The organism is Streptomyces sp. NBC_00076 (assembly GCF_045041235.1).
Lineage (GTDB): Bacteria > Actinomycetota > Actinomycetes > Streptomycetales > Streptomycetaceae > Streptomyces.
Map to the genome: position 1 here is coordinate 5,289,616 of NZ_CP108242.1, position 22,920 is coordinate 5,312,535.

The window sequence follows — 22,920 nt, forward strand, 5'->3', positions numbered from 1 at the left end:
CACAACCCTGGGGGAGGTCGGCGAACGACCATGCACGTCACGCATCTGTCGCTGGCCGACTTCCGCTCGTACGCCCGGGTCGAGGTTCCGCTCGACCCGGGCGTCACCGCCTTCGTCGGCCCGAACGGGCAGGGCAAGACGAACCTGGTCGAGGCGGTGGGCTACCTCGCCACCCTCGGCAGCCACCGCGTCTCCTCCGACGCCCCCCTGGTCCGCGTGGGCGCCGACCGTGCGGTCGTCCGCGCCCAGGTCAAGCAGGGCGAGCGGCAGCAGCTGGTCGAGCTGGAGCTCAACCCCGGCAAGGCCAACCGTGCCCGTATCAACAGGTCCTCGCAGGTCAGGCCGCGTGATGTGCTTGGCATCGTGCGGACCGTGCTGTTCGCGCCCGAGGACCTGGCCCTGGTCAAGGGCGACCCCGGTGAGCGCCGTCGCTTCCTCGACGAGTTGATCACCGCCCGCTCCCCGCGCATGGCCGGCGTCCGCTCCGACTACGAGCGGGTCCTCAAGCAGCGCAACACCCTGCTCAAGTCGGCCGCGCTCGCCCGACGGCACGGCGGTCGCTCCATGGACCTGTCCACGCTCGACGTCTGGGACCAGCACCTCGCGCGGGTGGGCGCCGAACTGCTCGCCCAGCGTCTCGACCTGATCGCCGCGATCCAGCCCCTCGCCGACAAGGCGTACGAACAGCTGGCCCCCGGCGGCGGCCCGGTGGCCCTCGACTACAAGCCGTCCGCGCCCGGCGAGGCACACACGCGGGAGGACCTCTACGAGCAGCTGATGGCCGCGCTCGCCGAGGCCCGTAAGCAGGAGATCGAGCGGGGTGTCACCCTCGTGGGGCCGCATCGGGACGATCTGCTTCTCAAACTCGGTCAGCTGCCGGCCAAGGGGTACGCCTCCCACGGCGAGTCGTGGTCCTACGCGTTGGCGCTGCGACTGGCGTCGTACGACCTCCTCAGGGCCGAGGGCAACGAGCCGGTGCTGGTCCTCGACGACGTCTTCGCCGAGTTGGACACCCGTCGTCGCGAACGCCTGGCCGAACTGGTCGCGCCGGGCGAGCAGGTCCTGGTGACGGCCGCGGTCGACGACGACGTGCCGCACGTACTGGCGGGGACGCGGTTCGCGGTGTCGGACGGGGCGGTGGAGCGCGTATGAGCACGGAAGAGCCCGTGCCCCGGCCCGCACCCCCCTCGGCCGAGGCGCCCGGCCAGAGCGAGGGCAAGGCGCCCGAACCTTCCGGTGTCGACCTCGCACGCGTGGCGCTCAGGGCGGCGAAGGAGCAGGCACGCGCGCGTGGCGACGCGGCGCAGCAGAAGAAGCAGGCGCGGCGGGGTGGTGGGCTGCGCTCCGGCGCGCGTGCCGACCGGCGCGACCCCATGGCGTTCGGTGCCGCCATCAACCGGCTGATCACCGAGCGCGGTTGGGAGGCGCCGGCCGCGGTGGGCGGCGTGATGGGCCGCTGGCCGCAGATCGTCGGCGAGGACGTCGCCAACCACTGTGTGCCGGAGAAGTACGACGAGGACGAGCGGATCCTCGTCGTGCGCTGTGACTCCACGGCCTGGGCGACGAACCTGCGCCTGCTCGCACCGACGCTGGTCGCCCGCCTCAACGAGGATCTCGGCCATGGCGCGGTGACGTTGATCAAGGTGAACGGCCCCGGTGGTCCCCCCCGCCGCTACGGCCCGCTGCGCGCCCCCGGCAGCACCGGTCCCGGCGACACCTACGGGTGACCTGTCTCACATTTGCGGCGATCGGCGGCGCCGGCGGAGAGCCCGTCACGCAACCGAACGCGGTTGCGAACCTCGACCTGACTCCCAAGTAGCAAAGGGTTGACGGCCGAAAGCGCTGAGTGCCGCTGTGAGCCTCTTGGAGCCCCGCTCCGTATATGGGGACCCGGAAGAGACCGGTTCAGGGCGCCACATGAGGACTCAGGTACCGGCAAACCCCCATCACTGTCGGCGCTACCGGTAGACTGGAAGCCAATCCCGCCCCAAACGTGGGGACCGTTCGGGACAAGCTGAGCAACGCTGATCAAGGCTTACCAACGCAACATGCCGCAGCCGCTCCGGCAACCCGCCGACGAGCCTGGCTCGTGCTGTGCCAGAAAGGGCGCTTCGTGGCCGATTCCGGCAACCCCAACGAGAACATCCCGTCCACCGACGCCGGCGTCAATGCCGAGGGCAACACCTCGAACCACGAGGTCACCGCCTCCTACGACGCCAGCGCCATCACCGTCCTCGAGGGTCTGGACGCGGTCCGCAAGCGACCCGGTATGTACATCGGCTCGACCGGTGAGCGCGGCCTGCACCACCTTGTGTACGAGGTCGTCGACAACTCGGTCGACGAGGCGCTGGCCGGCCACGCGGACACCATCGACATCACGATCCTCGCCGACGGCGGCGTCCGCGTCGTCGACAACGGCCGTGGCATCCCGGTGGGCATCGTGGCCTCCGAGGGCAAACCCGCCCTCGAGGTAGTGCTGACCGTGCTGCACGCGGGCGGCAAGTTCGGCGGCGGCGGCTACGCGGTCTCCGGCGGTCTGCACGGCGTGGGTGTCTCCGTCGTGAACGCGCTGTCCGCGAAGGTCGCCGTCGAGGTCAGGACCGACGGCCACCGCTGGACGCAGGACTACAAGATGGGCGTCCCCACGGCGCCGCTCGTCAAGCACGAGGCCATCGAGAAGACCGGCACGTCGGTCACCTTCTGGGCCGACGCGGACATCTTCGAGACCACGGAGTACTCCTTCGAGACGCTCTCGCGGCGTTTCCAGGAGATGGCGTTCCTCAACAAGGGTTTGACGATCAAACTCACTGACGAGCGCGATTCGGCGAAGGCCACCGCAGGGGCGGACGAGGCGGGTGCGGACGAGAAGGACGAGGTCAAGACCGTCACGTACCACTACGAGGGCGGCATCGTCGACTTCGTGAAGTACCTCAACTCCCGCAAGGGCGAAGCGGTGCACCCGACGGTGATCGACCTCGAGGCCGAGGACAAGGACAAGAGTCTCTCCCTCGAAGTCGCCATGCAGTGGAACAGCGGTTACAGCGAGGGCGTGTACTCCTTCGCCAACATCATCCACACGCATGAGGGCGGTACGCACGAAGAGGGCTTCCGCTCGGCGCTCACCAACCTGATCAACAAGTACGCACGCGAGAAGAAGCTGCTGCGTGAGAAGGACGACAACCTCACGGGTGACGACATCCGCGAGGGTCTCACCGCGATCATCTCGGTGAAGCTCAGCGAGCCGCAGTTCGAGGGCCAGACCAAGACCAAGCTGGGCAACACGGAGGCGAAGACCTTCGTACAGAAGGCGGTCTACGAGCACCTCAACGACTGGCTGGACCGAAACCCGGTCGAGGCCGCGGACATCGTCCGCAAGGGCATCCAGGCGGCCACCGCGCGCGTGGCGGCCCGCAAGGCCCGTGACCTCACCCGTCGCAAGGGCCTGCTGGAGTCGGCCTCGCTGCCGGGCAAGCTCTCCGACTGCCAGTCGAACGACCCCATCAAGTGCGAGATCTTCATCGTCGAGGGTGACTCCGCCGGCGGCTCGGCCAAGTCCGGCCGCAACCCGCAGTACCAGGCGATCCTCCCGATCCGCGGCAAGATCCTCAACGTGGAGAAGGCGCGGATCGACAAGATCCTGCAGAACCAGGAGATCCAGGCGCTGATCTCCGCCTTCGGTACCGGAGTCCACGAGGACTTCGACATCGAGAGGCTGCGCTATCACAAGATCATCCTGATGGCGGACGCCGACGTCGACGGCCAGCACATCAACACCCTGTTGCTGACCTTCCTGTTCCGCTTCATGCGCCCGCTGGTCGAGGCCGGGCACGTGTTCCTCTCCCGCCCCCCGCTCTACAAGATCAAGTGGGGCCGGGAGGACGCCGAGTACGCGTACTCCGACCGGGAGCGCGACGCGCTGATCGAGCTGGGCCGCCAGCGCGGCAAGCGCATCCGCGAGGACTCGATCCAGCGCTTCAAGGGTCTCGGTGAGATGAACGCCGAGGAACTGCGCATCACGACCATGGACCAGGAGCACCGCGTCCTCGGCCAGGTCACCCTCGACGACGCCGCCCAGGCCGACGATCTGTTCTCGGTCCTCATGGGCGAGGACGTCGAGGCGCGCCGCCAGTTCATCCAGCGCAACGCCAAGGACGTCCGCTTCCTCGACATCTGAGTCGGTCTCAGCTGACCGCACCAGGAAGGATCTTCACCAGCAATGGCCGACGAGAACACTCCCGTCACCTCTGAAGAGGGCGGCGTTATCGCCCAGCGTGTCGAGCCCGTCGGGCTCGAGACCGAGATGCAGCGCTCGTACCTCGACTACGCGATGTCCGTCATCGTCTCGCGTGCGCTGCCCGACGTCCGGGACGGACTCAAGCCCGTCCACCGTCGCGTCCTGTACGCCATGTACGACGGTGGCTACCGCCCCGAGCGCGGCTTCTACAAGTGCGCCCGTGTCGTCGGCGACGTCATGGGCAACTACCACCCGCACGGCGACTCCTCGATCTACGACGCGCTGGTCCGCCTCGCGCAGTCGTGGTCGATGCGGATGCCGCTGGTGGACTCCAACGGCAACTTCGGCTCTCCGGGCAACGACCCGGCGGCGGCCATGCGCTACACCGAGTGCAAGATGGCGCCGCTGTCGATGGAGATGGTCCGTGACATCGACGAGGAGACCGTCGACTTCACGGACAACTACGACGGCCGTTCCCAGGAGCCGACGGTCCTGCCGGCCCGTTTCCCGAACCTGCTGATCAATGGCTCCGCCGGTATCGCGGTCGGCATGGCGACCAACATCCCGCCGCACAACCTGCGCGAGGTGGCGTCCGGCGCCCAGTGGTACCTCGAGAACCCGGAGGCCTCTCACGAGGAGCTCCTGGACGCGCTGATCGAGCGCATCAAGGGCCCCGACTTCCCGACCGGCGCCCTGGTGGTGGGCCGCAAGGGCATCGAGGAGGCCTACCGCACCGGCCGCGGCTCGATCACCATGCGCGCGGTCGTCGAGGTCGAGGAGATCCAGAACCGCCAGTGCCTGGTGGTCACGGAACTGCCGTACCAGACCAACCCCGACAACCTCGCGCAGAAGATCGCCGACCTGGTGAAGGACGGCAAGATCGGTGGCATCGCGGACGTCCGGGACGAGACCAGCTCCCGTACGGGGCAGCGTCTCGTCATCGTGCTGAAGCGGGACGCGGTCGCCAAGGTCGTGCTGAACAACCTGTACAAGCACACCGACCTGCAGTCCAACTTCGGTGCCAACATGCTGGCGCTGGTCGACGGCGTTCCCCGCACGCTGTCCCTCGACGCGTTCATCCGCCACTGGGTGACGCACCAGATCGAGGTCATCGTCCGCCGTACGCGCTTCAGGCTGCGCAAGGCCGAGGAGCGGGCGCACATCCTGCGCGGTCTGCTGAAGGCCCTGGACGCCATCGACGACGTCATCGCGCTGATCCGGCGCAGCGACACCGTCGACATCGCGCGCACGGGCCTGATGGGCCTGCTGGAGATCGACGAGATCCAGGCCAACGCGATCCTGGAGATGCAGCTGCGTCGACTGGCCGCACTGGAGCGCCAGAAGATCGTCCAGGAGCACGACGAACTCCAGGCGAAGATCAACGAGTACAACCAGATCCTCGCCTCCCCGGTCCGCCAGCGCGGCATCGTCAGCGAGGAACTCGCCGCGATCGTCGAGAAGTACGGCGACGACCGCAAGACCATGCTGATGCCCTATGACGGCGACATGTCCATGGAGGACCTGATCGCCGAGGAGGACATCGTCGTCACCGTCACGCGCGGCGGCTACGTCAAGCGCACCAAGACGGACGACTACCGGGCCCAGAAGCGCGGCGGCAAGGGCGTACGAGGCGCGAAGCTCAAGGAAGACGACATCGTCGACCACTTCTTCGTGTCGACCACGCACCACTGGCTGCTGTTCTTCACCAACAAGGGCCGGGTGTACCGGGCCAAGGCGTACGAACTGCCGGACGCCGGGCGTGACGCGCGTGGACAGCATGTCGCCAACCTGCTGGCGTTCCAGCCGGACGAGGCGATCGCCGAGATCCTCGCCATCCGCACCTACGAGGTGGCGCCGTACCTGGTGCTGGCCACCAAGGGCGGTCTGGTGAAGAAGACGCCTCTGAAAGATTACGATTCGCCGCGCGCGGGTGGCGTCATCGCGATCAACCTCCGTGAGACGGAGGACGGTTCGGACGACGAACTGATCGGAGCCGAACTGGTCTCCGCCGAGGACGATCTGCTGCTGATCAGCAAGAAGGCACAGTCGATCCGCTTCACGGCAACGGACGAAGCGCTTCGCCCCATGGGCCGTGCCACCTCGGGTGTCAAGGGCATGAGTTTCCGCGAGGGCGATCAACTGCTCTCGATGAATGTTGTTCGACCCGGTACGTTCGTGTTCACTGCTACGGACGGCGGGTACGCGAAGCGGACCAACGTCGACGAGTACCGCGTCCAGGGTCGCGGCGGCCTCGGCATCAAGGCCGCCAAGATCGTCGAGGACCGTGGATCGCTCGTCGGTGCGCTGGTGGTCGAGGAGGCCGACGAGATCCTCGCCATCACGCTGTCCGGCGGTGTGATTCGTACGCGAGTCAGCGGAGTCAGGGAGACGGGCCGTGACACCATGGGCGTCCAACTGATCAACCTGGGCAAGCGCGATGCCGTAGTCGGCATCGCACGTAACGCCGAGGCGGGACGCGAGGCGGAGGAGGTCGACGGCGACATCGTCGTCGACGAGACCGCCGAAGATGCCGCGACCACAGGCACGGACGAGGGCGAGGTGCCCTCGACCGAGTAGCACGAGGAGAGAGTCATCGTGAGCGGAGCCACGGGCGCCGGGTCCTCCGGAACCTCGACCGGTCCTTCCACCGGTTCGGAGACGGACGGCGGCGGCCGTGGCTCCGCCGCGAACTCGACAGAATCGCGCACGGGGGATGCGCGCGCGGCGGACACCCGCACAGCGGACGCACGCGCGACCGACCCGCATACGACCAACCTGCAGGCGATCAAGTCTCCCTCGACCGAGTCGCGCTCGCCCGACACGCATGGATCCCAGGGGGGAACTGTGACGGACACCCGAGGTCAGCAGGCCCAGCGGCACACCGCCGCCGCGAGCCAGGCCCCGGCCGCTCCGGGCGCCCAGGCTCAGCCCACGCCACCCGCCGCGGCCTCTCCGCTGCCGGGGGAACGGCAGCCGCAGCAGCCCGCCGAGCCCTACCACCCACCGCAGGCCTACCCGACGCAGGCGCAGGCCGCCGGGGTACGACGCCCGCGCACCGGCGCGCGCACCACGCCCCGTACCCGCAAGGCACGTCTGCGCGTGGCCAAGGCCGACCCGTGGTCCGTGATGAAGGTCAGCTTCCTGCTCTCCATCGCGCTGGGCATCTGCACGATCGTGGCCGCCGCGGTGTTGTGGATGGTCATGGACGCCATGGGCGTGTTCTCGACGGTGGGCGGCACGATCTCGGAGGCCACAGGCTCGAACGAGTCGAACGGCTTCGACCTGCAGTCCTTCCTGTCGCTGCCCAACGTCCTGCTGTTCGCGGCGATCATCGCGGTCATCGACGTCGTCCTCGCGACGGCACTCGCGACGCTCGGCGCGTTCATCTACAACCTCTCCGCCGGCTTCGTCGGCGGCGTCGAGCTGACGCTGGCCGAGGACGAGTGACCACGCCCCCAAACCTTCGGTGACCGTCCCCCGAGAACCGATTTTGGGACTGCCCACGTCGTGCGCTAATCTTCAGGGGTCAGCGCGCGGGACACACCGCAGAGCGCGGCGGGGCTATAGCTCAGTTGGTTAGAGCGCATCCCTGATAAGGATGAGGCCACAGGTTCAAATCCTGTTAGCCCCACCAGCGAAAAGAGCACCACCTCACGTGAGGTGGTGCTCTTTTGCTACCAGCAGGACACCACGCCCTTCTCAGCCCTGGGTCTCGGCCTCGATCTCGGCGTCGGTGACCGCGATGGCGATGCCGAGCGCCTCGGCGATGTTGCCCGCCGCCGTCATCACGCGAGCCGTGCCCACGATGGGGGCGACGGCGACCAATACGTCCTGCACCTGGGCGGCGGTCAGATTGGCCCTGAGGGCGGGGCCGATGTGGGCGACGTAGGAGATCGGGGGCGCGTCCGAAGCCGCCAGCGCGGCGATGCGAGTGAGGATGAGTGTGTCCGGGGCCAGACCGCACCGCTCAAGAGAGTCGACGGTCATGGCGGCGAGGGTGTCAAGGACAGGGGTGTCGGAAGCTGTGGACATGCCGAATGGCCTCCTTGAGACGCTGAACGCGCCGAAATGGGGGCGGCGGAGGCGGACAGAACGGGTGTCCGCGAGCCCCACGGTCTCTTTCAACCGTAGAAGCGTTACCGGCAAGGCGCGCGGGGAGCCGACTACCCAGCAGGTGCACGATGCCAAGCTCGGGCTCGGCGTCTGACACCAGCGCCTGACACCACAGGCCCGTAGAGCGGCGGTCAGCGCTGAACGAGGCCGCAGGGACAGTCCTGTTGGCCCCGCCGGCGCGAAGACCCTCAACCGAACACGGTCGGGGGCCTTCGACGGGTACGGGCCCCCAGCCATATCCGGCTGGGGGCCTGCGGGGTCCTTCTCAAGGGCGTGTACGCAAGATCGCCGTTCCGTCAGGACGTGCGAGAGAAGGCGTGGAAGGCGCTGTGGGGTGGCCGCGGGGGACGTCGGTGCCGCGCGGACGGTGCTGTCAGCGCTGGAGGGGCGTGGCGTGTTCGTCCGGCAAGGCGGCGGGGTCGCAGGTCGTATCTGCTGCCGGATCGGCCGCCGAGGCGGCGTCGGCCGCTGCGATTGCCGCGTCGATGTCCGTGAGCGGCCGGTGGCGGCAACTGGGAGTCTTGCCGTGCGCCTCGGCGCGGATGCGCTGCTTCATCGTGGGGGGCAGATCCTTGGCGTAGGACCAGGGCGAGTACCCGGGAGACATCGCCGGCGGCGTCGCTGGCTCCGTCGTGCTGTTGCGGGTCGGCTCGGTCTGCGGTACCGCCGCGGCGGCGGTCGTCGTGATGAGTCCGAGCGCCGTGCACAGGGCGAGCAGGACGGTGACGAAGGCGGTCCACAGGTTCATGACCTTGTTCTGGGCCATGGCCCCTCACTTTCGGGTTGGGCGATTTGCGTACTTCCCTCATGATGTGTATGGGGGCGGGTAAGTGGTGGACTGACGCCCGTGGCGCGTCGATCTTCGGATGAACACCACTCGGATGGGTGCAAGAAGGGCGAGAAAGAGGCGATACGGGCAGAAACCGCCGATTAGTCACCGTTTGTGCAGGTGTGATCACCCTCTGATCGGAGCGTCGTGGTCCACTTGTACTGCGGTGTCCTGAACGGCAGTTGGGGCCCCACGTAGGTCACCGATCGGTCTCGGTCGGTGTGTATAGTCGGGCGCCAGAGGTCCCCTACGTCAAGGAAAGACGAGGTCGCGCGGTGAAGAAGCTTCTCCTGGTCGCACTGGCCGCCATCGGCGGGCTCCTCGTGTACCGCCAGATCCAGGCGGATCGCGCCGAGCAGGATCTGTGGACGGAGGCGACTGACTCCGTGCCCACGGGTTCGTGAGTACCGACCGATTCTGAACAGACCCCGGCCGCCTTCGCGGTCGGGGTTTTGTGTTGCGCGTGCTCGGATCCTGTGCTGTGCCCGTTGCTCCGCCGCACCCGCCGACGCCGGGTGTTTCGGACGCCCGTACGGATTACGCGGATGGTGTGCCGTCCGACGGGGCAGGATGGGCGACGGTCACACGGTCGAACGGTCCGGGCAACGACGAGTGGGGTGGCGCGTCATGGGGCGGCGTACGGGGTGGAGGCGGCACGGGGACGGTCGCCCGCCGGTGCCTCTGCACGCGGTGGCCGGGCGAGTGACCGTCGTCCTCGGGCGGGCTGCCGTCGTGGGCGCGGTGCTGTGTCTGACGGCGGCGATGTCCTCTCTTTCCGCGTCCTCTCTTTCCGCGCACGCTGCCGGGCCATGGGACTCCTACGGCTTCGACCCCGACGGCAGGTCCGTCGCCGGCTCGACGAACACGGGTGACGCCACCGTACTGGCGCCCGGTTCGACGTACCGGAGCTCCCTCCCCGTCGACGGCAAGGTCTACTACCGCCTCGACCTCGACGCCTCGTCGACCGTGTACGCGTCGGTCACCGCCGTCCCCGGCTCCGGTACGACGGTCTCCGCGACCGACGGCATCAAGGTCTCCGTCCAGGACGCCGACAGCCACTCCTGTTCGATCGACACCGCCAGCGTCGGTACCGACCGTCGGCCCCACCCCCTGACCGCCTTGGGCGTGCGGGACACCTCGCGCGCCAGGTCCCGGTGTCAGGACGCCGGGGCGTACTACCTGCTCGTCGAGCGGGTTCACCGACCGGGGTCCTCGTCGGACGACTGGGGACTGGAACTCGCCACGGCGTCGGAGCCTGCCCTGAATCAGGCCGGTGCGACGAGTGCGCCCGAGGCCTGGAACTCCGCCCCGCCCGCTCCTGTGACCGACGAGGCCACGTCGCGGCAGGGCGCCTCGGGCTTCGCCGGGGCGACGCCCGTGGGCCAGGGAGTCTGGCGCGACGACATCCTGCCCGGGGAGACGTTGTTCTACGCGGTGCCCGTGGACTGGGGGCAGCAGCTCTACACCACCGCCGAGCTGGGCAGTTCGGGTGACGACAACGGCCTCGTGGCCAGGGCGCTGGTCGTGTCCCTCTACAACCCCGTGCGCGGCTTCGTGGACGACGCGAGCGTGGTCTACGACGGCAGCCAGCGCGCGGCGGAGCTCGAACCGTTGCCACCGGTCGAGTACCCCAACCGGAACGACGTCTCCGACCGGGTGAGCGGGATGCGCTTCGCGGGCTCGTACTACCTCGCCGTGCACCTCTCGGAGCAGGTGGCCGACAGATTCGGCGAGGGGCCCTTCGACCTGACCCTGCGCGTGCGGGTCACGGGCACCTCGACGGCCGGCCCCGGATACGCGGGTCAGCCCGATCCGCAGGGCCTCTTCGACGTCACGTCACGAGGTCGGGAGAAGGCGGCCGCCGCGGGCCGGACCTCGACGGACGATGACACCGCGATGAGGCTGCTCGCGGCGGGCGGGATCGGCACGGGGACCGCGCTGCTGATGGGGCTCGGGGTGTGGACGGCGATGGGGCGGCGCAGGGCCGGATCCTCGTAGGGCTGGGTCTTGCGGGGCTGCGAATCTCGTAGGGCTGGGATCTCGTACGGCCGGAGCCTCCCAGGGGGCACGGGGGGCACGGGGGGCACGGGGGGCACGGGGGCACGGGGGGCAGGGGGGGGGGCAGGGGACACGAAGGTCAGATGCGGGTGAGGGCCCAGAAACCTACGGCGTAGCAGGCCAGTGCGAGCAGCAGGAGCGGGATCGCCACCTGGGCCGGTGGGCCGGAGCGACGGCGGGCGGCTCGATGACGCGGCTGCGTGGTGTGCGCGGCTTCCCGCGCAGCAGGTGGAACCTGTTGGGCCTGAGCGGTGTATGAAGCAGTAGAGGCGTCAACGCGCTGGTGCAGAACCGTTGTTGGGGAGTGGGCGGGGTATTGGGGAGCAGGCCGTCGGGGGGAGGAGAGCAGGTGTGTGGGGTCGTGGGGGGAGAGGTTGGCGGACGGATCCGGGGGGTCCTGGTGCGCCTGTGCCTGTGGATGGGCGTGGTTGTGGGACTGAGGGGGCGCGGGACGCGGCTGTGGAGTTGGAGGGCCGGTCCTTCGGGAGGAGGTCGTGGTGGGTTGAGGCGGGGGCAGGTGGAAGCTGCCGGTGTCCGACATGGTGATCGGCTGAGCGGGGGCCCCCGAGGCGGTGGTGGGCCCGGCGGGAGCGGGCATGGGCCGGGGCACCGCACCGTCCCGGCCCGGAAGTGGGCCGCCCTGCCGAGGGCCAGGAGACACGACGCCCGAGTCGGGCGACGAACCGGTGCTGGGGGCTGGGCCTTCAGCGTTGCCTGTGATGGCGCCGGGGTGGGCGGTCCTCGAGCCTGTGCTCCCCGTGTCCACGCCCGGTGCCCGTTTGAGGGGGCCCTCAGGGACGAACCCCGGGGGCAGAGGGCCGAGTTGATCGAAGATCTCGATCTGTTCGTCGTCGGGGCCTGGTTCCGGCAGGAGCTCCGCAGCCGACGCGAGCGCCTTGCGGGCCCCGGTGGCCGTGCGAAAGCGGGCCTGCGGATCCGGTTGCAGCATCGAGGCGACGACCTGCCAGAGCGGTTCAGGAATGCCTTTGGGCGCGCTCGGGGTGCCATGGGCCGCGAAGTACTCGACGAGGGCTTTGGCGTCCGGCTTGGCGCCCTCCAGGAGATACAGCGCGACCAGCCCGACCGCGAACAGGTCCGCGGGGAAGTCCGGGTCCGAGCCCAGCATCTGCTCGGGTGCGATGTAACCGGGCGTTCCCACCACGAGGTTGGTCTCCGTCAGGCGGGGTTCGCCCAGGCGCATCGCGATGCCGAAGTCGGACAGGCGCAGCCGGGGGCGACTCGTGCCGGTGGCTTCGAGCAGGATGTTCGCGGGCTTGATGTCGCGGTGGACCACGCCTTCCGCGTGCACCGCGGCAAGTCCGGCAAGAAGCTGGTCGAGCAGGGTGCAGACGAGGGAGGAGGGCAGCGGGCCGTAGTCACCGACGAGGTGGACCAGGGAGCCGCCGGCGACCAGATCCATGGTGAACAGGACCTTGTCGTCGTCAGCCGCCCAGCTGGCGGGCGCGAGCACATGGGGGTGGTCGATCCTGAGCGCCTGTTCACGGACGAAGCGCAACAGGGCGTGTGCGTCCCGCTGTTGGAGAACCTTGGCGGCCACATAACGTCGTCGGCGGTGGTCCCAGGCGCGCCAGACCGCGCCGACCCCTCCGCGTCCGATCGGATCGACCAGTTCGTATCGTCCGGCGAAGACCTCACCCATGGCCGTGCGTCGCCCCTCCCCCTTCGGTTCCCCCTTACCTCCCCTTGCTTCCCCCGCGATGAGCGATACGACCCCTCCGTGCCGTCATCGGTGAAGACACGCCCCCACGTGTCTCCCCGTCGAGGGCACGACCCCCCGTTCCTCCTCGGCCGTCGGCCCGGCCGCCGAACCCCCTTCGGTGACCGGGCCGTTGGCTCAGCTCTGGTGGGACTGGTAGTGAGTGACGGCGTCGGAGGTGCGGCCGGCGCCGTACACCCGGAGGAACTCTGCCAGTTCCGGGTGGGTCGAGGCGAGGGTGTCAGCCGCCTCGATGATGTCTCCGGCGGCGGCGACCGAGCGCAGCAGCGACTGGATCTCGCGGACGACCCGCTTGACCGTGGGCGCCCCCGAACTGCTCGTCGTCTGTGTGGTGTTGTTGAGCACCGAGCCCCCCTGCGACTTCTTGATCTCTTCCATGCGGTCGGTCGCCTCGGCCGCGCTGACGCTGCCGTCCGCGACCTGCCCCGCCAGGTCCTGCAGCAGCTGCACCCGCTGGACCACAGCGGGGTTGCCGATCTTCGCCCGCTGACCGCTCATCAGCTGAGACAGCATCGGCGCTGACAGTCCCAGTACCCCCGCGAGACGAGCCTGGTTGAGGCCAAGATCGTCGATGAGCTTACGGAAGAGCGCCCCCAGCGGCTCCCCGTACCAGTTCCGCTGCAGTTCCCGCGCTCTCGCGGTCGCTTCCTGCTGTGCGGCGTCCATTGCGTCTCCCCATCGCTTCCCCAAAAACCGTGCTTCGCGGTAGCGAACCACGCGGAGCATCTTACGGAGAGTGTTTGTTCACCGGGACCCCAATCCTTTTGCGGAATCACGGGGGTGACCCGGTACTCTGGTCTGCGGCACCCACCGGTACGTGGTTGTTCCGGTGGTTGTTCATCTTTGGGGCCTTAGCTCAGTTGGTAGAGCGCTGTCTTTGCATGGCAGATGTCAGGGGTTCGACTCCCCTAGGCTCCACTTACAGAACCCCTCCAACCTGCGCGAACGCGGTTGGAGGGGTCTTTTGTGCAGGGTGCCTGATGTGGGGATGGGTCGGCCGTCGGGCGGCGCGTGTTTCACGTGAAACCGTCCGCCCACCACAACAGAGCCGTGGGGCAGGAGACGACACGGTCTCCTGCCCCACGGCACGGGCCTCAGTGAATCGTCACTGCCCTTCGTCGCGGCGTGCGGCCTCCTCCTCGGCCTGCTTGGCCTGCACCTCGGGGTCGAGCACGGACTGCCCGCTACCGTCCACCGAGGTCAGCCGGTTCGCTTCGGGGACATCCGTCGCGGCGGGTGGCTCGACCAACCAGTCGGGGTTGGCCTGCTTGTCCCACCACTTCCAGGCGGCGAAGGCGCCGCCCGCGACGAGACCCGCAACAGCCAGCGCCTTGGCGAGCCGACCTGCCCGCGCACGCCGCTCCTGCTTGCGAACCAGCTTCTGAATCTGCTTGGGCGAGACCTGGCCGCGCAGGGCGGCCAGCGCCGCGGTGCTGCGCGCGGCCGCCTCGTCCCGAACGGGCCCGGCCGCGGCCACCGCCTGCCCGATCCTCGGCCGGGAGTAGTCGGCGGCCTGCTTGGCGGCCTTGCGGGTACGTGCGGCAGCCTCGTGGGCGGCCTGGTCGACCTTCGGCGGGACATGGGCGAGAGCCTGCGAGCGGGCCTGGTCCAGACGTGGCGCGAGATGGGCGCCGTATTGGACGCGTGCCTGTTCGGCGGCCTGCGTCACCTTAGGCGCGAGCCGTACGCGTGCCTCGTGTGCGTAGTGCGCGGTCCTGTCCTTGGCCGTGTCGGCGTAGGGCGCCACCACTTCCGCGGCGTGCAGCACGCTGTCCTTCGCCGAGCCGGTCGCGGCGCGCACGCTGTCGATGCGGGTCACGGGATCCTCCTCCTCGGTGGCGTACGGTATTTCGACTTTCCACCCTTTTACGGATCATGCATGTTCGGACGATCCTGGTCATGTGAGGGCGGGCATCCGGGTCATGACCCCTGACACCTGGCCATCTCCGATCAAGAACTCCTCAAGAGTCGATCACGTGTAATAGCGGATGAATACAGGGCAACACGAGCTTGTCGTCGACAATGCCACGGATCGCCGCCCTGCGCCCCCGGCCCGGAGCCACTCGACCGGATTTCTGTAAGCGAAACCGCAGAAGCCGGACGCACGGGCGGGTGCCAGGCGACGCACGACGCGAACCATGCAAGGATCGGTGGGCACAGGAAGACAACGGAAGGCAGATCGTGGCCGAGCAGCTCTACGCCACCCTGAAGACGAACCACGGCGACATCGAGGTCCGGCTTCTGCCGAACCACGCCCCGAAGACGGTCCGGAACTTCGTCGAGCTCGCCCAGGGCGAGCGCGAGTGGACTCACCCGGCCACCGGAGAGAAGTCCACCAAGAAGCTCTACGACGGCACGATCTTCCACCGCGTCATCAGCGGCTTCATGATCCAGGGCGGCGACCCGCTGGGTACCGGCATCGGCGGCCCGGGTTACGAGTTCGAGGACGAGTTCCACCCGGACCTCTCCTTCAACAAGCCCTACCTGCTGGCCATGGCCAACGCCGGCCCGGGCACCAACGGCTCGCAGTTCTTCATCACCGTCTCCCCGACGGCCTGGTTGAACCGCAAGCACACCATCTTCGGCGAGATCACCGACCCGGCCGGCCAGAAGGTCGTGGACGCCATCGCCGCCGTTGCGACGACGCGTCCGAACGACCGCCCGGTCCAGGATGTCGTCATCGAGTCGGTCGTCGTCGAGACCCGCGAGGGCTGAGACCACGGGAACCCGCGCCCAGGCCGCCTACCTCCCCGGCCTGCGCGAAGGGAACCAATCGCCCCGCTCATCCGTAAGGATGGGCGGGGCGGGTGCATGTGCGTACGACGACTTAGGGGATGTCATGGACCAGGCGGCAAGTAGTTCGCAGGGCGCGCAGAGCGTGCCCGGCTGCTACCGGCACCCGAACCGTGAGACCGGTATCCGCTGCACTCGCTGTGAGCGTCCGATCTGCCCGGAGTGCATGGTCAGCGCCTCCGTCGGCTTCCAGTGTCCCGACTGCGTCCGCAACGGCTCCGGCACAGGGCAACCTCCGACGGCAACCCAGCCCCGCACCCTGGCTGGTGGCACGATCGCCGCCGACCCCCGCCTGTTCACCAAGATTCTGGTCGGCATCAACCTCGCGGTGTTCATCGCCGTCCAGGTATCTCCGTCGCTGCTGAACGACCTGGTGCTCGTCGGCGCGTGGCCCCCAGCGCCGTTCGCCCCGACCATGGGTGTCGCCGACGGCGAGTGGTACCGACTGGTGACCTCGATGTTCACGCACCAGGAGTACTGGCACATCGGGTTCAACATGCTCAGCCTGTGGTGGCTCGGTGGTCCGCTGGAAGCGGCACTCGGCAGGGCCCGCTATCTCGCGGTCTACTTCATCTCGGGCCTCGCGGGCAGTGCCCTCGCCTATCTGCTCGCGTCCCCCAGCACGGCCACGCTCGGTGCCTCCGGTGCCATCTTCGGCCTCTTCGGCGCCACCGCCGTCCTCGTGCGGCGGCGCAACTACGACATGCGGCCGATTATCGCCCTGCTGGTGATCAACCTGATCTTCACCTTCAACCCTGGCTTCAACATCTCCTGGCAGGCCCACATCGGTGGCCTCGTCGCCGGCGTCATCACGGGCTACGCCATGATCAACACCCCGCGAGAACGCCGGGCTCTGGTCCAGTACGGCACCTGCGCCCTGGTCCTGGCCGTGATCGTGATCATGACCGTGCTGAGGTCGGCCCAGCTCACCTGAGCCGACAGTCCGGGCAGGTGAGCGGCCGGTTGTCCACAGTCAGTGGCGGATCTTGTGCATACCGTGCGGGAACGCGTGTGCCTGCTGTGGCGTACCTGCTTTTCCGCAGGTCAGGCATGTTTGAACGGGCTTTCGATTGCCAGTCAGTCAGTCACACCGGCGTCAACACCCGAGGAGTTATCCACAGATCGTCTTTTCTTTTCCCCACCGTGTGGACAGGGGCTGTGGATAACTCAGTGGATAGCCCTGGGCAGAGGTACGTTCACCTGCCCGTGGCCGCTACTTCCACTGCGTCGAGACGCCGAATCCCGCGGCGATGAACCCGAAGCCCACCACGATGTTCCAGTTGCCCAGCTGGTCGACGGGCAGCGACCCGTCGGTCACGTAGAAGACGACGATCCAGGCCAGGCCGATGAGGAACATGGCCAGCATCACCGGCGCCACCCAGGCCCGGTTGGTCAGCTTGATGGCGGTCGCCTGCTTCGCCGGCGGCGGCGTGTAGTCGGCCTTCTTGCGGATACGTGACTTCGGCACGAGGGTCTCTCCTGTCGATGCGCTGCGTGGCCGCGCAGGGTACGGGGCTGGCTCCGAGGCAGCGTACAAGGGGACACTGGGTGCTCCCCCGGGCGTCCGTTAGCGTAGTGCTTCCGCGGTGCCGAAGGAGATAAGGGTACGTTGAGCAATTCTGCCGACTTCCCCGGGACGGGATCCAGTCCTGACCGCCGACGAGGTTTCCGGCCGGTGAGAGTGCTCACGGCGGGCGTCTTCGCTCTCGCGGGGCTCATCTTCTTCACCAGTTTCAACACGGCCAAGGGCACCAATATCCGGACGGACACGTCCTTGCTGAAGCTGTCGGACCTCATCCATGAGCGCAGCGGCAAGAACGGCGAGCTCGACGAGTCGAACGCGGCCCTGCGTAACGACATCGAGTCCCTCGCCGAGCGGGACGACGGCAGCACCAAGGCCGAGGACGACAGGCTGTCCGCCCTGGAGAAGAACGCGGGCACGCAGAAAGTCACGGGCAAGGCGATCTCGGTCACCCTCAACGACGCCCCGCCGGACGCCACCGCCAAGCTTCCCGGCTATCCCGAGCCGCAGCCCGACTACCTGGTCATCCACCAGCAGGACCTCCAGGCGGTGGTCAACGCCTTGTGGCAGGGCGGCGCTCAGGGCATCAAGGTCATGGACCAACGGCTGATCTCCACCAGCGCGGTGCGCTGTGTGGGCAACACCCTGATCCTCCAGGGTCGCGTCTATTCGCCGCCGTACAAGATCACGGCGGTCGGTGACCCGGAGAAGCTGCAGAGGGCGCTCACGGCGTCAGCGGCGATCCAGAACTACATGGTGTACGTCAACGTGTACGGGCTCGGATGGAAAGTCGAGGAGGACGGGCGGGTGACTCTGCCCGGCTACTCGGGCACAGTGGATCTGCAGTACGCGAAGCCTGTGGAGTAGCCGCCGGGGGGCTCTGTGTCGGTGCGGGTGATCGTCAGGACTTTCAGCGAGCTCTGTATCACCCTGGGTGCACTGATCGTGCTGTTCGTCGGCTATGTGCTGTTCTGGACCGGCGTGAAGGCCGACCATGTCATGGACGACCAGATCGACGAGCTGCAGGAGCAGTGGGCGCGGGGCAGTGTGCGCCCCATATCGACGACCCCGCCTGACACGGCCACCCCGGACCCCACGACGGCCACCCCCGGCGCGCCCGATGGGTCCGGCGCTGCCGAGCCCCCGGCGGCGCCGACGTCGTACAAGGGCGGGAAGCCCTTCGCGATCATGTACATCCCGCGGCTTGGTTTCACGTGGAACAAGCCGGTCCTGGAGAACACCGCCACCAGCACCCTGAAGAAGGGACTCGGTCACTACGCGAACACGGCGCGGCTGGGGCAGAAGGGCAACTTCGCGGTCGCCGGCCATCGGCGTACGTACGGCGACCCCTTCAAGGACTTCCCCGAGCTGCGCCACGGGGACGCGGTGGTGCTGACGGACGGTTCGACCTGGTTCACGTATCGGATCGACAAAGGGCCTTACAAAACCGTGCCCTCGGACATCGAGGTGATCGACCCTGTGCCACGTAAGTCGGGGTATACGCGTTTGGGCCGCTACCTCACACTGACCACGTGTGATCCGGAGTGGGGGCACAGCCATCGGCTGATCGTCTGGGCGCATCTGGACTCCACACAGCCTGTGGAGGCCGGGAAACCTCAGGCTCTACGCCGTTAGTCTGGTGCGGTACGGCGTGAGTCTGGTGCCGTGGCGCGACGGAAGGGACGGCATGTACGGCTGGATCTGGCGGCATCTGCCGGGGAACGCATGGGTGAGGGCGTTGATCTCACTCGTGCTGGTCGTGGTCGTGGTCTACGTCCTGTTCCAGTACGTCTTTCCGTGGGCGGAACCGCTGCTTCCCTTCAACGATGTGACGGTGGACAACCAGTGACTGCGCGGATTCTCGTCGTCGACAACTACGACAGTTTCGTCTTCAACCTGGTCCAGTACCTGTACCAGCTCGGCGCCGAGTGCGAGGTGCTGCGCAACGACGAGGTGTCGACGGCGCACGCCCAGGACGGCTTCGACGGTGTTCTGCTGTCGCCGGGCCCCGGCACTCCTGAGGAGGCCGGCGTCTGCGTCGAGATGGTGCGGCACTGCGCCACCACCGGCGTCCCCGTCTTCGGCGTCTGCCTCGGCATGCAGTCGATGCAGGTGGCTTACGGCGGTGTGGTGGACCGCGCCCCGGAGCTGCTGCACGGCAAGACCTCGCTGGTCGAACATGAGGGCCGAGGCGTCTTCGCCGGCCTGCCCACGCCCTTCACGGCGACCCGCTACCACTCCCTCGCCGCCGAGCCCGCGACCGTCCCTGCGGAGCTTGAGATCACCGCTCGCACGCACGACGGCATCATCATGGGCCTGCGCCACCGGGAACTGGCCGTCGAGGGCGTGCAGTTCCACCCCGAGTCGGTGTTGACGGAGCACGGCCACCAGATGCTGGCCAACTGGCTGGTGGAGTGCGGCGACCAGGGTGCGGTGGCGAGGTCGGTGGGGCTCGCCCCGGTGGTGGGCAGGGCCACGGCGTGACCGCGCTGCGCCCCGAGCGCGAGGACTCGTACGGCGGCACGCCGTACGAGTCCTACGGCTCGGTGCCGTACGAGGCCCCGGTCGAGGAGGCGGCGGCCTACGAGCCTGTCGCCGACCCTGCGCCTTACGAGCCGCCCGTCGACCAGGCGCCTTACGACCCTGTCGCCGACCCGGGTCCGTATGTGCCGCCGCTCGACGACGAGACGGTGGCTCTGCGGATACCCGAGCCGCCGACGCGCCCGGTCGGCGGCGAGTCCATATCCGCCTCTGGCGTCTCATCCGCATCTCCTGCCACCGGAACCGCCCCGGGCGGTCGTGCGGCCCGCAGAAAGGCCGCCAAGCGCCGTCACGGGCGTCATGGCGCCTCATCGCCGGAGCTGGAGCCGGAGTCGGCGTCGGAGTCGGCATCGGTGGGGAGCAGGCCGCTCTCCCGGGTGGAGGCGCGCAAGCAGGCGCGGGCGCGCAAGGCCAGTCCCGGTGTCGTCGCCAGCAGGGCGATCGGCGAGGTGTTCATCACCACCGGTGTGCTGATGCTGCTGTTCGTCAGCTACCAGCTGTGGTGGACGAACGTCCGGGCGCACGCGCAGGCCGACAAGGAGACGAGCAGCCTCCAGGACGGTTGGGCGAGTGGCAAGCGCAACCCGGGCACCTTCGCACCGGGGCAGGGCTTCGCCATCCTGCACATCCCCAAGCTCGACGTCGTCGTGCCGATCGCCGAGGGCGTCAGCAACAAGAAGGTGCTCGACCGGGGCATGGTCGGCCACTACGGCGAGGGCGCGCTGAAGACGGCGATGCCCGACGCGAAGACCGGAAACTTCGCGCTCGCGGGTCACCGCAACACACACGGCGAGCCGTTCCGGTACATCAACCGGCTCACGGCCGGCGATCCGATCGTCGTGGAGACGCAGGACAAGTACTACGTCTACAAGATGGCGTCGATCCTGCCGGTGACGTCCCCGAGCAACACCAGCGTCATCGACCCCGTCCCCAACGGTTCCGGTTTCACCGGGCCCGGCCGGTACATCACGCTCACCACGTGCACGCCGGAGTTCACCAGTAAGTACCGGTTGATCGTCTGGGGCAAGATGGTCGAGGAACGGCCGCGCAGCAAGGGCAAGCCGGATGCGCTCGTCCAGTGAGGGCAGATGAACGTGGCAGCGACCACCGACGACACCGAGCACGAAGAACACACCGGAGCGTCCGCGCCGCCCGAGGCACGTCGACGCCCCGGCCGTATCGCCATGGCGGTCAGTGTCTTCGGCGAGCTCCTGATCACGGCCGGACTGGTCCTCGGCCTGTTCGTCGTCTACTCCCTGTGGTGGACCAACGTCGTCGCCGACCGCAAGGCGGACCGCCAGGGCGACAAGGTCCGTGACTACTGGGCGGCCCAGAAGGACACCGGGCCCGGTGCGCTGAACACCAAGGAGGGCATCGGCTTCCTGCACGTGCCCGCGATGAAGAACGGCGAGGTCCTGGTCGAGAAGGGCACCTCTGCGAAGGTCCTGAACGACGGTGTCGCCGGCTACTACACCGACCCGGTCAAGTCAGCGCTCCCGACCACCGGCAAGAACGGCAACTTCTCGCTCGCCGCCCACCGCGACGGCCACGGCGCGAAGTTCCACAACATCGACAAGCTGAAGAAGGGCGACCCGATCGTCTTCGAGACGAAGACCAAGTGGTACGTCTACAAGGTCTTCGCGGTCCTTCCCGAGACCTCGAAGTACAACGTCAAGGTCCTGTCGAAGATCCCCAAGGAGTCCGGCAAGAAGAAGGCGGGCCACTACATCACCCTGACGACGTGCACGCCGGTGTTCACGTCCCGGTACCGGTATGTGGTGTGGGGCGAGTTGGAGCGGGTGGACAGGGTGGACAGCGAGCGGACGCCGCCGAAGGAACTGGGCTGACTGAGCTCCTTGCGGGAGCTCAGTCGCCTAGCATGGCGAAGGCCCGAAGCCGCAACTAGATCTTGCGGCTTCGGGCCTTTCTTGTGACCAGATACTCAGCGCAGTGCCTTGAGCCGCATGCCGGCGCTCCAGGCCTCCAACTCGTCGCGGTTCACAGTGATGACTCCGCTCAGATCGGCGATCGCCTGGGCTTCGCTGCTGAAGTTGCAGGTGGTGACGAACAGGGCGACGTCCGCACGACCCACGGCTCGTGCCGCGCCGGCGAACTTCTGCATGTCGGCACTGGGGACGGACCAACGACCGGCGCGGTTCTTGCACTGCACGGCGAGGGTCCGGCCATCGGCTGTGTGTCCCGTGATGTCGATGCCCCTGTCGGTGCGGGCCTGTCGTACGACGACGTCCGTACAGCCGTCACGCTGCAGCAGGTCGGCCACATGGCGCTCGAACGCTTGCCAGGTCATGGCCTTGAGCTGTGCCCTCACGGCGTCTGTCGGGGCTTCTCCTTCCAGAGTCCGGAGGCGGCTGTGGTGCCAGCACAGCTTGCGTTCGACGTTCTCGATGTCCTGGCGGAGCTCGATGAGTTCGCGGCGGTGTTCGCCTGACGCTTCGATCAGGGCGTTGAACATGGGGACGACGGTCTTGCCGAGGATGTGGGTGAGTTGTTGATCGATGCGTTCGTCGAGGGAGGTGGTGTCTGCGGCGACGGAGTTTTCCACAGGCTGTGTGCGCGCCAGGTACTCCATGTCGAGCAGATACACACGCACCTGACGTGCGACTCCGCTGTCTCGGAGCAGCATGGCGATGTTGAGGACGGCGCGGCGTGAGAAGAGCGCCAGCGAGCGTGTGCGCGACTGGATTCCACTGAGTTGCTTGAAGTCACTCAGTTCTTTGCCTGCCAGAACCCGATACCCGTTCGATTCCAACTCCGGTCGGTGGTCGTGTACGAGGGCTCGGATGGCCTCCATCGTCACGCTGAAGTACGCCGCCACCATCGCCGTAGTCACATGCATCCCGTCCGGCAGCAGCGACAGCGCTTTGACCCTGTCGAGTACGTCTGTGCGCTCCAGCACGCTGCCGCGCAGGCTTTTGGATTCCAGCAGTGCCGATTCGTTGATCACGTTCTGCCCTTCCGTTCGTGGCGTGGCGCATGGCCGGGGCAGAGCGTCGCTTCCCCACCCCACCCGATCAACGAGTCATGACATATGAAGACACGATCGATGCCCGTACATCTATGCGGCGAGTGGG

At 67.8% G+C, this 22,920-nt stretch carries 22 protein-coding genes and 2 tRNA genes; 17 read left to right on the forward strand and 7 right to left on the reverse strand.

The window, feature by feature from the left end; translation table 11 throughout:
* Positions 1-30 precede the first annotated feature (30 nt).
* From recF to OHA64_RS24035, 6 genes are all read left to right on the forward strand, one after another.
* On the forward strand, positions 31-1,152 hold the full coding sequence (recF, locus tag OHA64_RS24010) for a DNA replication/repair protein RecF (RefSeq protein WP_405616334.1): 1,122 nt from the start codon (positions 31-33) through the stop codon (positions 1,150-1,152).
* Positions 1,149-1,727: a DUF721 domain-containing protein gene (locus tag OHA64_RS24015; RefSeq protein WP_405616336.1), complete on the forward strand. Its 579-nt coding sequence runs from the start codon at positions 1,149-1,151 to the stop codon at positions 1,725-1,727. Before recF ends, OHA64_RS24015 begins: the two co-directional genes overlap by 4 nt.
* Positions 1,728-2,089: 362 nt before the next feature.
* A complete protein-coding gene (gyrB, locus tag OHA64_RS24020) occupies positions 2,090-4,174 on the forward strand; it encodes a DNA topoisomerase (ATP-hydrolyzing) subunit B (protein WP_405616338.1) in 2,085 nt (694 codons plus the stop codon).
* 42 nt (positions 4,175-4,216) lie between these two features.
* Positions 4,217-6,811 carry a DNA gyrase subunit A gene (gene gyrA, locus OHA64_RS24025; RefSeq protein WP_405616340.1) on the forward strand — a complete coding sequence of 865 codons (2,595 nt, stop codon included), beginning with the start codon at positions 4,217-4,219 and terminating at the stop codon, positions 6,809-6,811.
* Positions 6,812-6,829: 18 nt separating this feature from the next.
* Entirely contained in the window at positions 6,830-7,681 is an 852-nt protein-coding gene (locus OHA64_RS24030; RefSeq protein WP_405616342.1) for a DUF3566 domain-containing protein, read from the forward strand.
* A 110-nt stretch (positions 7,682-7,791) separates the two neighbouring features.
* A tRNA-Ile gene (locus tag OHA64_RS24035) sits at positions 7,792-7,868 on the forward strand.
* A 65-nt stretch (positions 7,869-7,933) separates the two neighbouring features.
* Here OHA64_RS24035 and OHA64_RS24040 read toward each other — a convergent pair.
* Together OHA64_RS24040 and OHA64_RS24045 are read right to left on the reverse strand one after the other, a co-directional pair.
* The gene (locus tag OHA64_RS24040) at positions 7,934-8,266 is read right to left on the reverse strand and encodes a carboxymuconolactone decarboxylase family protein (RefSeq protein ID WP_405616344.1); all 333 of its coding nucleotides are present in this window, start codon (positions 8,264-8,266) and stop codon (positions 7,934-7,936) included.
* A 454-nt stretch (positions 8,267-8,720) separates the two neighbouring features.
* Entirely contained in the window at positions 8,721-9,113 is a 393-nt protein-coding gene (locus OHA64_RS24045; protein ID WP_405616346.1) for a DUF6344 domain-containing protein, read from the reverse strand.
* A gap of 338 nt (positions 9,114-9,451) precedes the next feature.
* Here OHA64_RS24045 and OHA64_RS24050 point away from each other — a divergent pair, with 338 nt between their 5' ends.
* The gene (locus OHA64_RS24050; RefSeq protein ID WP_003999697.1) at positions 9,452-9,580 is read left to right on the forward strand and encodes a DLW-39 family protein; all 129 of its coding nucleotides are present in this window, start codon (positions 9,452-9,454) and stop codon (positions 9,578-9,580) included.
* A gap of 271 nt (positions 9,581-9,851) precedes the next feature.
* Positions 9,852-11,174 (forward strand): hypothetical protein, encoded by a 1,323-nt coding sequence (locus OHA64_RS24055; protein ID WP_405616348.1) that lies wholly within the window; start codon positions 9,852-9,854, stop codon positions 11,172-11,174.
* A gap of 139 nt (positions 11,175-11,313) precedes the next feature.
* Here OHA64_RS24055 and OHA64_RS24060 read toward each other — a convergent pair whose 3' ends face one another.
* Positions 11,314-12,894, reverse strand: a complete 1,581-nt coding sequence (locus OHA64_RS24060; protein ID WP_405616350.1) for a protein kinase domain-containing protein — start codon at positions 12,892-12,894, stop codon at positions 11,314-11,316.
* A gap of 195 nt (positions 12,895-13,089) precedes the next feature.
* On the reverse strand, positions 13,090-13,638 hold the full coding sequence (locus OHA64_RS24065; protein WP_405616352.1) for a helix-turn-helix domain-containing protein: 549 nt from the start codon (positions 13,636-13,638) through the stop codon (positions 13,090-13,092).
* 179 nt (positions 13,639-13,817) lie between these two features.
* On the opposite strand from OHA64_RS24065, the gene OHA64_RS24070 reads away from it, so the two are divergent.
* Positions 13,818-13,890, forward strand: a tRNA-Ala gene (locus tag OHA64_RS24070).
* 187 nt (positions 13,891-14,077) lie between these two features.
* On the opposite strand, the gene OHA64_RS24075 is transcribed toward OHA64_RS24070, so the two are convergent.
* Positions 14,078-14,791 (reverse strand): DUF5324 family protein, encoded by a 714-nt coding sequence (locus OHA64_RS24075; protein ID WP_405616354.1) that lies wholly within the window; start codon positions 14,789-14,791, stop codon positions 14,078-14,080.
* A 362-nt stretch (positions 14,792-15,153) separates the two neighbouring features.
* On the opposite strand from OHA64_RS24075, the gene OHA64_RS24080 reads away from it, so the two are divergent.
* Both OHA64_RS24080 and OHA64_RS24085 read left to right on the forward strand, forming a co-directional pair.
* Positions 15,154-15,687: a peptidylprolyl isomerase gene (locus OHA64_RS24080; protein ID WP_405616356.1), complete on the forward strand. Its 534-nt coding sequence runs from the start codon at positions 15,154-15,156 to the stop codon at positions 15,685-15,687.
* Positions 15,688-15,811: 124 nt separating this feature from the next.
* A complete protein-coding gene (locus OHA64_RS24085) occupies positions 15,812-16,699 on the forward strand; it encodes a rhomboid family intramembrane serine protease (protein ID WP_405616358.1) in 888 nt (295 codons plus the stop codon).
* A gap of 279 nt (positions 16,700-16,978) precedes the next feature.
* On the opposite strand, the gene crgA is transcribed toward OHA64_RS24085, so the two are convergent.
* A complete protein-coding gene (gene crgA / locus OHA64_RS24090) occupies positions 16,979-17,233 on the reverse strand; it encodes a cell division protein CrgA (protein WP_405616360.1) in 255 nt (84 codons plus the stop codon).
* Between the two features lie 141 nt (positions 17,234-17,374).
* Between crgA and OHA64_RS24095 the strand changes: the two genes are divergently transcribed.
* The 6 genes from OHA64_RS24095 to OHA64_RS24120 are packed head-to-tail and all read left to right on the forward strand — an operon-like array spanning position 17,375 to position 21,675.
* The gene (locus tag OHA64_RS24095) at positions 17,375-18,154 is read left to right on the forward strand and encodes a DUF881 domain-containing protein (protein ID WP_405616362.1); all 780 of its coding nucleotides are present in this window, start codon (positions 17,375-17,377) and stop codon (positions 18,152-18,154) included.
* Between the two features lie 21 nt (positions 18,155-18,175).
* Positions 18,176-18,922: a class E sortase gene (locus tag OHA64_RS24100; protein ID WP_405616364.1), complete on the forward strand. Its 747-nt coding sequence runs from the start codon at positions 18,176-18,178 to the stop codon at positions 18,920-18,922.
* A 16-nt stretch (positions 18,923-18,938) separates the two neighbouring features.
* Complete coding sequence (locus OHA64_RS24105) at positions 18,939-19,136, forward strand: hypothetical protein (protein ID WP_405624447.1); 198 nt, start codon at positions 18,939-18,941, stop codon at positions 19,134-19,136.
* Positions 19,133-19,771: an aminodeoxychorismate/anthranilate synthase component II gene (locus OHA64_RS24110; protein ID WP_405616366.1), complete on the forward strand. Its 639-nt coding sequence runs from the start codon at positions 19,133-19,135 to the stop codon at positions 19,769-19,771. The genes OHA64_RS24105 and OHA64_RS24110 overlap by 4 nt, the downstream gene beginning before the upstream one ends.
* Entirely contained in the window at positions 19,768-20,910 is a 1,143-nt protein-coding gene (locus OHA64_RS24115; protein WP_405616368.1) for a class E sortase, read from the forward strand. Before OHA64_RS24110 ends, OHA64_RS24115 begins: the two co-directional genes overlap by 4 nt.
* 6 nt (positions 20,911-20,916) lie before the next feature.
* On the forward strand, positions 20,917-21,675 hold the full coding sequence (locus tag OHA64_RS24120) for a class E sortase (RefSeq protein WP_405616370.1): 759 nt from the start codon (positions 20,917-20,919) through the stop codon (positions 21,673-21,675).
* 95 nt (positions 21,676-21,770) lie between these two features.
* Here OHA64_RS24120 and OHA64_RS24125 read toward each other — a convergent pair whose 3' ends face one another.
* The gene (locus tag OHA64_RS24125; protein WP_405616372.1) at positions 21,771-22,793 is read right to left on the reverse strand and encodes a restriction endonuclease; all 1,023 of its coding nucleotides are present in this window, start codon (positions 22,791-22,793) and stop codon (positions 21,771-21,773) included.
* Positions 22,794-22,920 lie beyond the last annotated feature (127 nt).

Bases quoted from the DNA above. Each gene is read 5' to 3' on its own strand.
- OHA64_RS24060 (WP_405616350.1), bottom strand. From the start codon at position 12,894: ATGGGTGAGGTCTTCGCCGGACGATACGAACTGGTCGATCCGATCGGA.
- OHA64_RS24120 (WP_405616370.1), top strand. From the start codon at position 20,917: ATGAACGTGGCAGCGACCACCGACGACACCGAGCACGAAGAACACACC.
- OHA64_RS24045 (WP_405616346.1), bottom strand. From the start codon at position 9,113: ATGGCCCAGAACAAGGTCATGAACCTGTGGACCGCCTTCGTCACCGTC.
- recF (WP_405616334.1), top strand. From the start codon at position 31: ATGCACGTCACGCATCTGTCGCTGGCCGACTTCCGCTCGTACGCCCGG.
- gyrA (WP_405616340.1), top strand. From the start codon at position 4,217: ATGGCCGACGAGAACACTCCCGTCACCTCTGAAGAGGGCGGCGTTATC.
- OHA64_RS24040 (WP_405616344.1), bottom strand. From the start codon at position 8,266: ATGTCCACAGCTTCCGACACCCCTGTCCTTGACACCCTCGCCGCCATG.
- OHA64_RS24085 (WP_405616358.1), top strand. From the start codon at position 15,812: ATGGACCAGGCGGCAAGTAGTTCGCAGGGCGCGCAGAGCGTGCCCGGC.
- OHA64_RS24015 (WP_405616336.1), top strand. From the start codon at position 1,149: ATGAGCACGGAAGAGCCCGTGCCCCGGCCCGCACCCCCCTCGGCCGAG.
- OHA64_RS24065 (WP_405616352.1), bottom strand. From the start codon at position 13,638: ATGGACGCCGCACAGCAGGAAGCGACCGCGAGAGCGCGGGAACTGCAG.